Annotated in this window: 13 protein-coding genes and 1 pseudogene; 6 read left to right on the top strand and 8 right to left on the bottom strand. The window is 50.7% G+C overall.

Translation table 11 applies throughout. The annotated features are described in order from the left end of the window. Positions 1–29 precede the first annotated feature (29 nt). Entirely contained in the window at positions 30–983 is a 954-nt protein-coding gene (locus tag AC0YNV_RS04685; RefSeq protein WP_475766252.1) for a TIGR03943 family putative permease subunit, read from the top strand. 97 nt (positions 984–1,080) lie between these two features. On the opposite strand, the gene AC0YNV_RS04680 is transcribed toward AC0YNV_RS04685, so the two are convergent. Then, positions 1,081–2,862, bottom strand: a complete 1,782-nt coding sequence (locus AC0YNV_RS04680; RefSeq protein WP_475766251.1) for a sensor histidine kinase — start codon at positions 2,860–2,862, stop codon at positions 1,081–1,083. Further along, a complete protein-coding gene (locus tag AC0YNV_RS04675; protein ID WP_475766249.1) occupies positions 2,859–3,638 on the bottom strand; it encodes a response regulator transcription factor in 780 nt (259 codons plus the stop codon). The genes AC0YNV_RS04680 and AC0YNV_RS04675 overlap by 4 nt, the downstream gene beginning before the upstream one ends. 246 nt (positions 3,639–3,884) lie before the next feature. Between AC0YNV_RS04675 and AC0YNV_RS04670 the strand changes: the two genes are divergently transcribed. From AC0YNV_RS04670 to AC0YNV_RS04660, 3 genes are all read left to right on the top strand, one after another. After that, entirely contained in the window at positions 3,885–5,225 is a 1,341-nt protein-coding gene (locus tag AC0YNV_RS04670; protein WP_475766247.1) for an ABC transporter substrate-binding protein, read from the top strand. 76 nt (positions 5,226–5,301) lie between these two features. Continuing rightward, entirely contained in the window at positions 5,302–6,213 is a 912-nt protein-coding gene (locus tag AC0YNV_RS04665) for a carbohydrate ABC transporter permease (RefSeq protein ID WP_475766246.1), read from the top strand. Then, positions 6,210–7,052 (top strand): carbohydrate ABC transporter permease, encoded by an 843-nt coding sequence (locus AC0YNV_RS04660; protein ID WP_475766245.1) that lies wholly within the window; start codon positions 6,210–6,212, stop codon positions 7,050–7,052. Before AC0YNV_RS04665 ends, AC0YNV_RS04660 begins: the two co-directional genes overlap by 4 nt. A gap of 81 nt (positions 7,053–7,133) precedes the next feature. Here AC0YNV_RS04660 and AC0YNV_RS04655 read toward each other — a convergent pair whose 3' ends face one another. The 4 genes from AC0YNV_RS04655 to AC0YNV_RS04640 all read right to left on the bottom strand — a co-directional run bounded on the left by AC0YNV_RS04655 (position 7,134) and on the right by AC0YNV_RS04640 (position 9,688). Next, positions 7,134–7,679 carry a DUF2812 domain-containing protein gene (locus tag AC0YNV_RS04655; protein WP_475766243.1) on the bottom strand — a complete coding sequence of 182 codons (546 nt, stop codon included), beginning with the start codon at positions 7,677–7,679 and terminating at the stop codon, positions 7,134–7,136. After that, complete coding sequence (locus AC0YNV_RS04650) at positions 7,679–8,005, bottom strand: PadR family transcriptional regulator (protein ID WP_379112655.1); 327 nt, start codon at positions 8,003–8,005, stop codon at positions 7,679–7,681. The genes AC0YNV_RS04655 and AC0YNV_RS04650 overlap by 1 nt, the downstream gene beginning before the upstream one ends. A gap of 171 nt (positions 8,006–8,176) precedes the next feature. Then, positions 8,177–8,755 (bottom strand): class I SAM-dependent methyltransferase, encoded by a 579-nt coding sequence (locus tag AC0YNV_RS04645; protein ID WP_475766241.1) that lies wholly within the window; start codon positions 8,753–8,755, stop codon positions 8,177–8,179. A gap of 168 nt (positions 8,756–8,923) precedes the next feature. After that, the gene (locus AC0YNV_RS04640) at positions 8,924–9,688 is read right to left on the bottom strand and encodes an SDR family oxidoreductase (protein ID WP_475766240.1); all 765 of its coding nucleotides are present in this window, start codon (positions 9,686–9,688) and stop codon (positions 8,924–8,926) included. 226 nt (positions 9,689–9,914) lie between these two features. Here AC0YNV_RS04640 and AC0YNV_RS04635 point away from each other — a divergent pair. Then, a pseudogene (locus AC0YNV_RS04635) lies at positions 9,915–10,433 on the top strand (NmrA family NAD(P)-binding protein); the annotation flags it as partial. Here AC0YNV_RS04635 and AC0YNV_RS04630 read toward each other — a convergent pair. Next, positions 10,378–10,986, bottom strand: a complete 609-nt coding sequence (locus AC0YNV_RS04630; protein WP_475766238.1) for a TetR/AcrR family transcriptional regulator — start codon at positions 10,984–10,986, stop codon at positions 10,378–10,380. The pseudogene AC0YNV_RS04635 and the gene AC0YNV_RS04630 sit on opposite strands and share 56 nt — an antisense overlap. A 180-nt stretch (positions 10,987–11,166) precedes the next feature. On the opposite strand from AC0YNV_RS04630, the gene AC0YNV_RS04625 reads away from it, so the two are divergent. Then, positions 11,167–12,153, top strand: coding sequence for a tetratricopeptide repeat protein (locus tag AC0YNV_RS04625; protein ID WP_475766236.1), 987 nt, complete (start codon positions 11,167–11,169; stop codon positions 12,151–12,153). A gap of 91 nt (positions 12,154–12,244) precedes the next feature. Here AC0YNV_RS04625 and AC0YNV_RS04620 read toward each other — a convergent pair whose 3' ends face one another. Further along, entirely contained in the window at positions 12,245–13,915 is a 1,671-nt protein-coding gene (locus tag AC0YNV_RS04620; RefSeq protein WP_475766234.1) for an S-layer homology domain-containing protein, read from the bottom strand. Positions 13,916–13,945 lie beyond the last annotated feature (30 nt).

Genomic DNA, 13,945 nt, shown 5'->3' with positions numbered 1-13,945 from the left:
CAAACAATAGATGGGGAGGCTTTGGGCGGATGATACGGGTCTTTGTTTTGGTTGGTTTTGTATTGATGTTCTCTCACATACATACGCAAGGGGATCTGAATAAGTATATTAATACGAAGTATGCCTACTTGTCCGTCAGTGCAATCGTTCTGCTTTCAGTGCTCAGTTTATTCGAATTCATCCGTTTCTACCGCCATGAAAAAGCGATCGAAAAAAGAAAAGACGACGCTCAGACACTTGAGCTCAGCCATAAGGATGAACAGGTTGGCGGACCTGGCCATGGGCACGGAATCGGGCATGATCATACGCATGAATACGGCGGTGAACAGGGGCATGGACACGATCATGGCCATTCCCATGGCGGCACTTCCAAACTAATAAGAACCGTGACGTATTTGATCCTGCTTTTCCCTGTTATTACGGGCTTTTTTCTGCCGGTCCAGATCCTGGATTCAAGCTTTGTCAAAGCCAAGGGCTTTTTTTTCCCCCAGATTGAAGCATCCGTCAACAGCCCTGGAGAGCATCAGTTTCTAAGGCCGAATACCAGTGTTTTCTATGGGGCCGAAGGATATAAAGAGGTGAAGAATGCGGAGCTGTCCGAGTTTATTGACCGTGACGAGGTCATTCTGGGAGACGAGGAATACCTGAAAGGAATAGAAGCCATTTATAATTACCCGGGCGCTTTTTTGGGAAAAACTGTCGCCTTCGACGGTTTTGCCTATCAAGGGGAACAAGTCAATGAGAATCAGTTCTTCGTCTTTCGTTTCGGCTTCATACATTGTGCAGCAGATTCCGGCGTGTTCGGGATGCTGGTCGATTTCCCCGACGGCACGGAATTAAAAAACGATGACTGGGTTCATGTCAGAGGCAAGCTTACCTGGCAGTTTTATCAGCCGTTCAAACAAACGATTCCCGTGCTGACGGTAAGCCGGTGGGAGCCGATTTCGGCTCCAGACGATCCATATGTATATCGAACCTTCTGATTGTTCCGGCGGGTCGCGCTCGTACGACCGTGCTGCCCTCGCAAGTGAACGGGTCCAGTTCCTGCCATTTCTCATGGCTTGGAACTGGACCCGTTATTCATAATCTGCCATTAGCCTCAGGCAGCTTCGCGTTGGGAATCGGCACTTTAATATATACTGCCGTTCCAAGCCCCTTCTTGCTGTTGATCCGAATCCCGTATTCATCGCCGTAAACCAGGCCGATACGCTTGTTGGTATTGGTAAGCCCAATCCGGGAAACCGCGTCTTCGTCCATAGCCAGCCGTCCGCGGAGCATCGCCAGCTTCTCTTCATCCATCCCCACGCCATTATCGATCACGGCCATCTCCAGATGGTTCACTTCCCGCCTGACCTTGATTTTGATCCTGCAGAAAGCTTCCTTCTCCTTGATCCCATGGTAGATGCTGTTCTCCACCAACGGCTGAAACAGCAGCTTCATCACACGGAAATCCCCCACGCCGGGATCGATTTCCCACATAATGTCAAATTTATCTTCATATCGGAATTTCTGTATTTCTATATAATGGCTCAAATTCTCAAGCTCCGTATCGATCGTCACCGTCTCCTGCGGGTCCGTCAGCGAATAACGCAGGATTTGGGATAAATGATCAATGATCGAATTGGCCTGGTTCGGCCTTCCAGTCAGCGCAATCGTCTCCCAATTTAAGGTCTCCAGCGTGTTAAACAGAAAATGGGGATTAATCTGCGATTGCAGCGCAATCATCTGCGCAGCCTGAAGCTTGTACCTTCTCTCCGAGAGCTGCACCTTCAGATAGCTTTGCTCCAGGAAGGTTTTTACGATTTTATGGACGATAAGCCCGTATTCATCCGTATAACGCGGGACGGTTGAAGGCAGCGGCCTCTCGTTCTCGGCAAGCTGTATAATGCGGATGATGCCCGATATCTGGCGATAGTTGCGCCTCGTCATGGTTAAGGCGAAGGTGAACCCGATAACGACCGAGAGCACGAGCAGCGCCACCGTCAATTTAATGATCAGGACTGGCACCTGGTACAAGGCGCTTTGCGGTACAATGGAGATATAGTTCCAGCCGTAACGGTCGGAATGCAGCTTGGAGACCATATAGGAATCCCGATCGGTCGCAACCGTCAGGGATGGCTGTGCCGAATCAACAATGGTCCTTCGGAGCGCCGCGTCTCCCAAATAATCGCCTGTTCCATCACTGAACACGACGCGGTTGTCACTGTCCATGACCAATACGCTTTGTTCCTTCATGGTGGACAAGGCTTTCATCTGCTGCTCGATATAGTCCGGTTTGATATTCAGGACGAGCACCCCGTTCGGAGCGTCGATGCGCCGAAAGATGGAGATGATCCGTTTGGGATTGTCCTCAAACGAATACGGGGTTACTTCTCGTGTCTCGATCCATTGCGAGACATCGGAAGCTTTATGAAGATAGCTGTTGTACCACCCGGTATCATAGAAATTCGTGAATGTGGATAGTCCGTCCTTGGAAGACAGGAACCGGCCATTCCCATTGGACAAATACAGATAGAAGGAATCAATGTACGGCCTTGCATCGGCCGGAGCGCTCATAAAGCTGTCGATAATGTCGAAGGCGATCAGCTCCTCCGGATTAAGCGAACGATTGCGGAGTATGGAGCCCACTGCCTGAAGCACCTTGCTGCTGTTCCCGTACACCAGACTCATGGGATCCGATTCGCCAAGAATCAGCTCCACATTCTCCTTGGTCTGGCGGAGCAGGTTCTGCGAGCTGTTGTTCAGATTCGATTTGATATACGTCTGGGTTACCCCTACTGTAAGCGCGCCCATCAGAATCAAGGCGAACAGCAGCGGCAGCATGAAGGTTATCAGATGCTTGTAGAAGAATTTGGTCTTCATAACGGATGATCGCGGTATTCACGGGGGCTCTTGCCGTAATACTGCTTGAACGCCCTGGAGAAATTCTTCGCATTATCGTACCCCACGATCAGCGCAACCTCGTAGGAGCGGTTGTTGTAATCCCGCAGCAGCTCGGCCGCCTTGCGCATTTTGATGGAAAGCACATAATCGGAAAAATTGACGGAGGTCCACTTCTTGAAGTATTTGCTCAAATAGTGCTTGTTCATGTGAAACGCCTCTGACATGCTCTCCAGAGAAGCGTCGGCATAATGGTCGGCGACATACTGCTCGATCGCTGCGATTTTCTTCTCGTGGTAGCCTTTATCCTCAGGATCGGCTTTATCTGCGGATGAATCGGACGGGATAATTCCTGCACCTGCACCGGAAACCTCCGCCGTCTCTGCGTCAAGATCGGTACGGATGAGCTCGAAAAGTCCGGCAATCTCCTTGTATTGCGTCGGTTTGACCAGATACTGCCTGACGCCGTACTCAAGTGCCTTTCGCGCATATTCGAATTCCTTATGTCCTGTGAGAAAGACGACTTTGGCCCCGTGCCTGCGTTCGTAAAGCGCTTTCGCCAGCTCTATGCCTGTCATGCGGGGCATGACGATATCCGTGAGAATGACGTCCACATGATGTTTGTCCACATAATCAAGAGCCTGAAGCCCGTTCGCGGCTTCCGACACCACGTCAAAACCGATTTCATGCCAGGGAAAGAAGGTTCTGAGCCCATTGCGGATTTTGGTTTCGTCGTCGACGATCAACAGCTTATACATATGCTTGACCCCTCCAGTCTTGATCGAACGAATACTTTCTATTATAGGGGATATGACAGCGCTGACAACCCAATCCCATCAATTGGGGCTAAAAGACAAAAGAAGCGTCTTTTTTTGGAGGAAAATGCGCATGATAACGGTTAAATGATGAAACCTTTTGACAAACCTGAGGGATTTAAACGCTTTCAGATCCTTGTTACTATATTACTTGCAAAGGCTTACAACTATGAACAGGGGGAAACAAAAATGAAAAAACGGGCAGGCTGGACGCGCATGGCAATCCTGCTGAGCGCTGCTGCGGTCCTATTCGCCGGCTGCAGCTCAGCAAACACAGGGAACAATGCTTCATCCGGGACAGAAAATGCAGGTTCAGGCGACAGCGGCAAGAAGGTGGCGCTCCGCTTCTCCTGGTGGGGAGACGAAACGAGACATCAGGCGACATTGGCTGCAATCAAGATGTACCAGGAAGCCAATCCCAACGTGACGATCGAAGCCGAATATGGCGGGTTTGACGGCTACGAGCAGAAAATCAAAACGCAGCTGGCAGGAGGCACGGCTCCGGATATCATGCAGCTCGATACCCCATGGCTCGCCGAGCTGAACAAAAGCGGCAAGCTTCTCGTCGATTTCAGTCAGGAGAAATCCATTGACCTCAGCAAATTCGACGCTGCTTTTCTGAAGGACTTCGTGACCGTTAACGATCAGACGATTGGACTGCCGATGGGCATCAACGGACGCGCGCTTCTGATGAACAAGACGCTTGCCGACAAGTTCGGCATTTCGCTGGACCAGCCCTTTACCTGGGATTCCCTGCTTGAGGCGGCCCGTAAAGTCAGGGAGCAGGATAAAAAGTATTATTTGCTGAACGCAGACTCCGGTATCGTGCAAATGATGTTTCAATCGATTCTGAGACAGCGCACCAACGCTCCGATGGTCAAGGATGACAACACGCTCTCCTTCAACAGAGAGCAGGCGATTGAAGGCTTCCAATGGCTTCTTGACGCATACGATGCCGGCGTGTTCCAGCCTTACGGCGAAAGCCAGCTGTTCTATGCGAAGCTGGAGCAAAATCCGAAATGGATCAACCAGGAATTTCTCGGAATTGAAGCCTGGAGCAGTGAAATCACCAAGTATGCGGGAGTGCTGCCTGAGGAGGTTGAATCGCAATCGGTCAGCCCTCCTGTTTTTGACGACGCCTTGACCGGGGCCTCCCTTGTCCGTCCTTCGCAAGTCGTGAGTGTGAACAAGGAATCCAAAAATACGGAAGAAGCCGTCAAATTCGTCAACTGGCTGCTGACCGATAAAGAGGCTGCGGTGGTGCTTGGCGATACACGCGCCGTACCTGCCGTAGAATCGTCCAGACTGGCCATCGTCGAGGCAAAAAAACTCGATCCGGACGTTTCCACCGCTGTCGAGGTGGCTTCATCCCATCCGGCGACACCGGATAACGTCATTTCGCAAAATTCGCAGCTCAGTGAAGTGCTGAAGGATGTCCTGCAGAAGGTCGCTTTCAAAACGCTGACTCCGGACAAGGCTGCGGATGAGCTGATCGAACGCCTGAACGAGAAAATCGCCGAAGTCTCATAATCTGTGGTTATCGCCGCAATGCCGCTCCGGGATAGTGGCATTGCGCTTTCATAACGAACACCCGAGGTGGAGAGAAATGCAAACTGTAAACAGACAAAAACGTATATCAGGGAAATACAAAGGCTTGCTGTATATCAGCCCCTGGATCATCGGTTTCCTTATTTTTCAGCTCTACCCTTTCTTTGCTTCCATGTATTATTCCTTCACATCGTTTGATTTGATGAGCGCGCCCAAATGGATCGGGTTCGATAATTACATCACTATGTTCACAAAAGATGATATGTTCAGACAGTCGCTGAAGGTGACGCTCATATACAGTCTGATCGCCGTTCCCTTGAAGGTATCCTTCGCCCTGCTCGTCGCCGTTATCCTGAACGTGAAGATGAGAGGTGTTCATTTCTTCCGGACGATCTATTACCTGCCTTCCATCCTCGGCGGCAGTGTTGCCGTCGCCGTGCTTTGGCGTTTTCTGTTCATGAAGGAAGGCATCGTGAACCAGATGATATCCTATGTCGGAATACCGGCAATCGACTGGCTGGGCAATCCGCATATCGCGTTATTCACCATTTCGACGCTAGCCGTCTGGCAGTTCGGGTCTTCAATGGTCTTGTTCCTCGCAGGATTAAAGCAGGTGCCGGGCGAGCTTTACGAAGTGGGACGGGTGGATGGCGCTTCAAGGATCAGGATGTTCTTCTCCGTCACGCTGCCCTTGCTGACGCCGATCCTGCTGTTCAATCTGATTATGCAAACCGTGAACGCTTTCCAGGAATTCACCGGCGCATTCGTTATTCTGCCGGACGGCGGACCGCTGAAGTCCACCTATCTCTATGGCATGAAGCTGTACGATGAAGGCTTCAAGTTTCTGAAAATGGGCTATGCTTCCGCCCTATCCTGGATTTTGTTTCTTATCATTTTCGCCATCACCGCCCTTGTCATCAAATCATCCAGCTATTGGACGCATTATGAAGACGGAGGTGACCGCAAATGAATACAGGTGTCCTGCCACGACAAACGGTTTTGTTTCTTTTCATGTGCCTGTTCGGTTTAGTGATGGTCTATCCGCTCATATGGCTGGTCGGAGCTTCGCTCAAATCCAATCAGGAAATCTTCGGCTCGCTGAGCTTGTGGACAAGCCACGCGCAGTGGGATTCCTACCGGAAGGGTTGGATGGGCGCCGGCCAGTATACCTTTACGCTTTATTTCATCAACACCTTGAAGCTCGTGATTCCCACGGTTCTGCTGACCGTAGTCTCAAGCACAATTGTCGGGTACGGCTTTGCGAGATTCAATTTTCCGCTGAAGAAGCTTTTCTTCACGCTGATGATCTCGACGCTGATGCTTCCCCAGGCCGTGCTCGTCATTCCGCGATATATTCTGTTCAAGAATCTGGACTGGCTGAACAGCTATTATCCGTTTATCGTTCCGGCGGCACTCGCGACGAATGCCTTCTTCGTCTTCATGATACTGCAGTTTCTTCGCGGGCTCCCGCGCGAGCTTGACGAATCGGCCAAAATGGACGGTGCCGGCACTTTTGTCATCCTGGTCCGGATTCTGGTTCCGCTTGCCAAACCCGCTTTGGTCTCGGCTGCTATCTTCGAATTCATCTGGACCTGGAATGACTTCTTCAACTCCTTGATCTACATTACCAGCGTCAAAAAATATACCGTTGCGCTTGCGCTCAGAATGGCGCTCGACAATTCCAGCAGCGCCCCCTGGAATCAGGTGCTCGCCATGTCGGTCGTTGCTATTCTGCCCTGTATTCTCGTCTTCTTCCTGGCCCAGAAATACTTTGTAGAAGGCATTGCCACGACGGGCATCAAGGGTTAGAGGGCACAGATTAAGCTACAAGCAAAGAGCATCGCTCCCCCATTCGAGGCGGCGATGCTCTTTGCTTTGCGCCAAAACCGGTTATTCCCTGATCGCTTTCTCCTGATGAAGCCTTCTGATTTTCTTCCTGATCCTGATTCCCAGTCCCAGCAGCAGAATTCCCATTATGGCCAGCATACAGCTGAGCACGAGATTCAGAATGAATAAACGGCCGGACTGGTTAAGTCCAATTACGATTTCCACCAAACACACTGCAAACTCTGCCAACGCCAATGTTGTCCAAAATGTATTTATTTTCTCGTAGTGCTTTATTTTTGATCCGATATCGGTGTACAGCTCAAATTCGCCCTCGGCCGCTTTTTTGCGGAGATAAATCCAGCGGGTATAGGAAGCCACATGCTCGATCCCGTTCTCCTCCAGAAAAGCAATATACTCACCACTCTCGGGATGAGCGGGGAGATTATCCAAAAACTCAATCCGGTACACATATTCGTTCTTCGGAGTTTCCTCAAAGACATATTTGCACCAGGAATACCCCTTAAGCGCCCATCCTTTTGCGGCCATTTCATTCAGCCACTGCTCTTCCTTCTCGTAATCCCAAAAGGCTTTGCGTACAATATGTTCCATTATTGCTCCTCCCCTGCTATCTGTTCTCCGTTCATGAGCAGTTCTCTAAGTCTGGCTATTTCATCCCGAACCATTAATTTTCCCAGGTCAGTAATGACATACTGTTTCTTGCGGGAATCTTTCTCGTTGTCGAGGAGTGTGATCCATTTCTTCTCGGACAAGGTATTAATCGCTCCATACAGCGTACCGGCACCAAGATTGACCCGTGCATGACTTAAATCCTTCACGTTCTGCATAATCCCGTACCCATGCATGGGTGTGAACAAAGACAGCAGAATATAGAACACAGCTTCAGTTAAAGCGCCTCTTTCAGTGCTTTCCGGCAATGCGGCCACCTCCATCTATTACGGTTACCATTATATCGGCTTACGTAGTAATTGTATCGTAAGCCGATATAGTCGTCAAGCGCAAAAAAAACACGGTTGTATCATGCTACAACCGTGTCCTTGGGAAAACTTAGTTCCGCTTCTTTATTGTCACTCATGGGGAGAAAATGGCTAAAGCTTGGTCTTGATTGCGAGCAAAGCATCCACCCGCTCATGGCTGCTGCCGAATGCCCGCATAAAGGCCAGGTTCTCCGGGCCATGGAACTGCTTCATGATGATCACATCGTAACCGAGACTATCCAGCTCCTCCGCCTCCCAGCCGCTGTGGTGCGCCTGAAATATTTCCCCGTTCATTCCGTAATGATCCACGTCATCCTGAGGGAAGTAGCCTCTGGGCGTAAACACAATCACATGATGCTTGGCAATTTCATCTGCGCTCTGCAGCAGCGCCAGGCCTTCCTGTTTCGTGAAATGCTCAATCGAGTCGATGAACGAAACCGCCGATACAGAACCGGGGACGAACAGCCGGGACATCTGATGGGCGTCGGCGTTAAGCGGAATTACATGACTTCCGTTATATTGGCGGTTGATTAAATACGGCCGGTGGATATCCATCGCCACAATATGATTGAAATTCATATATTCGAGCATTGTGCCAAGGCCGCTGCCCACATCAAGCAGACTGTCCCGATAAATTATTCTTCCGTTCAAAAGCGTCATAAAGTCCCGCTCGTACGTCTCCAGAATCATGGTTATCCCTCCAAGTTATCTAACGGTATCCTGTAAACATATTTTATGAAGCAAAAAAGAATTAGAGACGGCGCTTGTACGCTGAAACACCGTTTTGCAAACAAAAAAGAGCCTTTCTCTGCAGAAGGGCTCCTCTTCCATGCGGTTTAACAAAAGCATCCTGACGATTTACAAATGGGACCCTCCGCTGGCGTCTATCAGCTGCCCGGTAACCCAGCGGCTGTCCGGGGAAGCCAGAAAAGCAGCAATATCCGCGATATCTCCAGGCTGCCCCCATCTTCCAAAGACCGAATAATCCGCACCGAATTTCTCTCCCGCAGGATCCTGCAGCACCGCGGCATTCATATCCGTGGCAACGAAGCCGGGCCGGATGGCATTGATCGTTATTCCGCGCGGTCCAAGCTGGTTGGACAATGCGAGTGTCAGCGCATTAATCGCTCCCTTGGTCATACTGTATACAGCAAGAGCCGGCAGGGAAATTCTTGTCACAGCGGATGACAGATTGATAACGCGCCCCTCATCCCGTAATCGCGGGAGCGCCTGTTGGGTCAGGAAGAACGGCGCTTTTACATTGACTCTCATTATTTCGTCGTAGGCGGCTTCCGTTGTCTCCTCAATCGCTGCAGACAGACCGATACCCGCATTGTTAACCAGAATGTCAAGCTGAGTAACGCCCCTTCGTTCCTTCAACGCTTCATCCAGCTTCTCGAACAGAATCTTATATCCATTGGAAAATGAAAGATTCGCCCCAAGCGCGAACGCTGAACCTCCGCTTTGCTCGATCCCGCGGACAACCTCTTCCGCAGCATCCTGGTTCTTGCCATAATGAACGGCCACCAATGCGCCTTCCTCTGCCAGCCTTGCCGCAACGGCACGCCCAATTCCCCGGCTTGCGCCTGTAACCAATGCTACCTTGCCGCTCAATTTACTCATAGTTTCCCAGCTCCTCTTATGTGTAACAAGTGCGCACCTGTCTGACTACAGTTATAACACGAGGCGGGTATTGCCATGTTGCTCTCTCATTCAGGCTGGAGCTGACACGGACGTTAATCTTTCAATAAAAGCCAACAAGGATTGCGGCAGCCATTCTGCCGGATTTGCCCAGCCGGATGCCCGCTATTGGAATTAATAACCGTTATCGCCAGATGCCGCGGGAAATGTTCAGCATTTTGTCTATTCTTCGGCAAGCGGAGCAGAGGCGCAATCGCATTTCCGGACTGTTGCCAAATGGGAAATCGAAAAGCATATTCATGCAATCGGTCTGCCTTCTACCGTTCTGCGACTCACCTTCTTTATGGAGAATTACATCAGCCCATTCTCCGCAATCCGCAATGGCATCTATGCAGAAGCAGTCGCATCTGATATTCCTGTCAATCTTATAGCGGTTGATGATATCGGAGCATTCGTCCGGCGTACGCTGCGGAATCCCGGGCAGTTCATCGGCAGGACGATCGAGCTCGCCAGTAACTCGCTGACGCCGCCGGATATCGCCTCTGCGATCACATATGCAACAGGAAAACCGGTTGAATATGCCCCCATTCCAATCGAAGTTCTTCGCGGGCAGACCTGTATTCTGAATTCCCCGCAGCATCCAATACTCTCGGAAAAAAAACCGAAATTGTTCATCTATTCTGCCTTTCATCTGCAGAAACCGGCTGGATTGTGCCATCCACAATGACAGAGAGGATGGCGTCAGCCATCTGTTCCTTGGCGATCCTGACCGGTTCCTGCCCCCACTGGATGGCCGCCCCAAAAATCGCCCAATTGACGACCTGCACCCTTGCTTCCAATCGCGCAAGCTCCTGTGTATCGCCATCACGATCCTGCTTGATCAGCTGGAAGAGGTAATTCTTCAGTTCTTCCTTAATAGTCCGTTCGAGGAGAAGTGCCGGGAAACGCGATGAAGGCTGCTGATGCCGGTATTTGCCCTCAAAACAGCTCAAAACGGTCAAAATAATAATTTGCAACGTTCTCTTATCCCAATGCGGATCGGGCGGAAGCGCATCTGTCAGCATTTTTCCAAAATTGTCACGTACGATCTCATCCAACAGCATGTATTTATCTGTATAGTGAATGTAGAATGTGCCCCGATTGACGTTGGCGCGGTCGGCAATATCCTGTATGGTCACCGCAGCAAAACCCTTTTCGCGCATAATTTCTACAAAACCAGTCCTTATCAGCTGACAAGTCCGCTGTATGCGGCGATCCTCGCCTTTTCTTGTAACTGCCATCCCGCACGCCCCTTTCTTCCAAATACTTCCTCTATGTTCTGGACATATCCCGCTTTCTCAACAAAATAGACCGGATGTTAATTATACAACAGATATAAGGATTTGATTATTGTCCCCGCTGTTATAGAGCTCTACTATCATAGTATCTCGACTTACCATAATTCGAAAGGGGAACACAATATGAAAGCCTCTCTGGTCCATTACAGCGAAATCAGTCAAAAATATTCAGCTGCCTTTGAAGCGCTGGGTGAGATAGCCGAGTCATACCATGCATTTGGGCGATCATCAGATGCGAGACATCTCCTGCAAACTTCACTTCAAGTGGCAGCAGCAGATGAAGCGCGCCCGCAGCGGTTAAAGCTGCTGCTGAAGCAAGGTAAAATTCTCGCGATCGAGTATGTGTATACGAACTCAGATTCCGAGATGATGTTTTCAACGCTGCTTGAATCAAGGCAACTCGCTGAGGAGGCGAATGATCGTCAGGGATTAGCTGATGCCTTAAGCTTGCTCGGGATGGCTCATTATTTTGTTGATTTAAACTCCAGCTCCACCATAAACAGTTCCTCAGGACAATACAATGAAGCCCTTGCCAACCAACAGCAGGCTTTGGAGCTGCGTGAAGCATTGGGCGATACGCGGGGAATAAGCGAGTCCACTTTTCTCATCGGTACCGTCTATGAACGCCGGCAGCAGCTGCAAGCAGCATTGGAACATTATGAGAAGGCTTACCGGATTGCCGAGCAGTTCAACCATACGTATGAAAAAACAGAGCCTTCCCGCCACTTGGCGTATCATGCTTTGAGCCAAGGTACCCTGGAGGAGGCGCTCCAATATGCTTTGCAAGCTTTGACCTTGCGTGAGGAAACCGGTTTTAGGCCCTACCAGCCTCTCGATCATCTGCTCGTAAGTGACATATATATGAAACAAGGAGATATCGAGCGCGCTTTAAAGCACGCGACCCAGGCATCTGTCCTCGCCCAAGAAATGGGATATAAAAGAGCAATCGCTTCTTCTTTGCTGACAATTGGAGATATCCTGGCCCTCCAGCATGAACAGGATCAAGCGATTGCCAATTATAAACAAGCGCTTCTGCTTGCGAAGGAGCTTCAGCTCCCACTCGGTATCTCAAGAGCGAAAGAACGTCTTGAACGTATCGCTAAATTGTAGAGGAAGCATAAGAATACAAAAAAACAGGCGATCCCTCAACCGGCTTACGCCACGGGAACGCCTGTTATCGCCTTAACTGGCGATCCTTATCCTATTTGTTCAGCAAACGGTAAATCATTTGCGCGGCTTCGGCGCGTGTCGAGCTGCCCTGTGGAACAAACTCTCCAGCCGCACGTCCTTGAACCAGACCGAGCGAAGCTGCTTCTTTCACATAGCCCAGAGCCCACGTGGAAATCGAAGCCTCATCCTTGAACGATTCAACCGCTGCTCCCGCAGGCTTGCCGTTCAGCGTTTCATAGCTACGCATTGCAAGTGTCACCATCTCCTCGCGGGTGATGTTGGCGCCTGGAGCAAACTTCGCTTCGCTGACGCCTTGAACGATGCCCGCTTTGAAGGCGGCGGCGACATCAGCGGCGTACCATGCATCCGCCGGAACGTCTTCAAATGCCGGTGAGCCTTCCTCCGTCAGTCCGAGCGCCCGCACAAGCAGTGCCGTAAATTCGGCGCGGGTCACATTGCGGGCCGGTTCGAATTTGGTGTCGCTGATGCCGGTAACGATTTTCTTGGCGAACAGCTCCTTGATGACTTCGGAAGCCCAGTGGCTGTCTGGAACGTCAGAGAATATTTTGTTGATCTCCAGCACCGCATAGGAGCTGAAATGAGTGATTTGGGCAGCGAATTCGCCATTTTCGTATGTGCCTCCGATGAACTCAGGCAATCCGCTGTCCGGCAAATAGAAGATGGAAGCCAGCTTCGGATTGATCGAAGCGTCAACGGCCAACCGGATGGTCAACGGCTCATTGAATTCATGGATATCGTAGCTGCTGCCGTCCGCTGCAATCCACTGAAGCGTAAGCTCGTAAGTGGAGCCGGCAATTGTGGTATCCGCTCCGAATTTGGCCGGATCGGCAGCTGCCGCAGGATTGATCGTCAGGAGGAATGAGCCGTCTTTTAATTGCGCCTCAGTCAACTGGCCCTTCAGCTGCGTGAAGGCAGCAGCCGGAATTTCCAGCTTCGCCTTGCCAGCAACCACGTTTAGCAGCGTCCTCCCAAGCAAATCCGCTGTGTCGGCGGGCAGCTTGAGTGCTGTTGCGGGACCTGTCAGCTCAACAGTTGCTTTGCCTTGTCCGTCATCCTTTAATTGATCCGCAGTTACGGTTACGGGATCAACTGCCGGTGTCGTTGGTCCTGTAGGACCGGAAGGACCGGAAGGACCTGTCGGACCGGTTCCGCCTCCGCTGTCCGGATTGGGATTGGAAATGCTCCCCGATCCCACCTCGACAGAAGTCGTAAAATTATTTGCAACCGATGAGGTCGAAAGATTCGAATCAATGAGCTGGATCTCTTTGAGATTGAGCTCGGCATCGCCTTCATTCACCGCTGTGAATGTGAACGTTGCCAGATCGACCGAACCGCTGTCGCCTGCCCCGTTCCCTGTCTTGGTATGGGCAAATACGACATGGGCTCCTCCTGTTTCCGATACGGTGGCCGGAGCGCTGAAGCCGACCACGGTCGATGTCTCGCTGCCCTGCTTGAATGCCAGCAGACTGGAGTTGAAATAAAGATGAAGTTCATAAGCATATACATCCTGGAGACCCGTTCCCCTTACGGTAACCGTGACATCCTCACCTTTTTTCAAGGCGCTCTTGGAGGCTTCCACAGAAAAGGACGGGGAGCTGGCCGCAGCCATCGCGAATTGCGGCAGCATGAGGGCTATCGCCAGGCATATTGTTGTAATCAGGATCAGTCTTTTACGCGCCATATACAGGTTCTTCCTTTCTCTTATAGGTGA

The sequence above is a fragment of the Paenibacillus sp. JT31N11 genome, from assembly GCF_056269285.1.
The sequence above is the reverse complement of the archived record's forward strand: the minus strand, read 5'-3'. Positions and strand labels throughout refer to the sequence as shown.

Coding starts and splice junctions, on each gene's coding strand:
- AC0YNV_RS04685 (WP_475766252.1), top strand. CDS start 30: ATGATACGGGTCTTTGTTTTGGTTGGTTTTGTATTGATGTTCTCTCAC.
- AC0YNV_RS04680 (WP_475766251.1), bottom strand. CDS start 2,862: ATGAAGACCAAATTCTTCTACAAGCATCTGATAACCTTCATGCTGCCG.
- AC0YNV_RS04675 (WP_475766249.1), bottom strand. CDS start 3,638: ATGTATAAGCTGTTGATCGTCGACGACGAAACCAAAATCCGCAATGGG.
- AC0YNV_RS04670 (WP_475766247.1), top strand. CDS start 3,885: ATGAAAAAACGGGCAGGCTGGACGCGCATGGCAATCCTGCTGAGCGCT.
- AC0YNV_RS04665 (WP_475766246.1), top strand. CDS start 5,302: ATGCAAACTGTAAACAGACAAAAACGTATATCAGGGAAATACAAAGGC.
- AC0YNV_RS04660 (WP_475766245.1), top strand. CDS start 6,210: ATGAATACAGGTGTCCTGCCACGACAAACGGTTTTGTTTCTTTTCATG.
- AC0YNV_RS04655 (WP_475766243.1), bottom strand. CDS start 7,679: ATGGAACATATTGTACGCAAAGCCTTTTGGGATTACGAGAAGGAAGAG.
- AC0YNV_RS04645 (WP_475766241.1), bottom strand. CDS start 8,755: ATGATTCTGGAGACGTACGAGCGGGACTTTATGACGCTTTTGAACGGA.
- AC0YNV_RS04640 (WP_475766240.1), bottom strand. CDS start 9,688: ATGAGTAAATTGAGCGGCAAGGTAGCATTGGTTACAGGCGCAAGCCGG.
- AC0YNV_RS04630 (WP_475766238.1), bottom strand. CDS start 10,986: ATGGCAGTTACAAGAAAAGGCGAGGATCGCCGCATACAGCGGACTTGT.
- AC0YNV_RS04625 (WP_475766236.1), top strand. CDS start 11,167: ATGAAAGCCTCTCTGGTCCATTACAGCGAAATCAGTCAAAAATATTCA.
- AC0YNV_RS04620 (WP_475766234.1), bottom strand. CDS start 13,915: ATGGCGCGTAAAAGACTGATCCTGATTACAACAATATGCCTGGCGATA.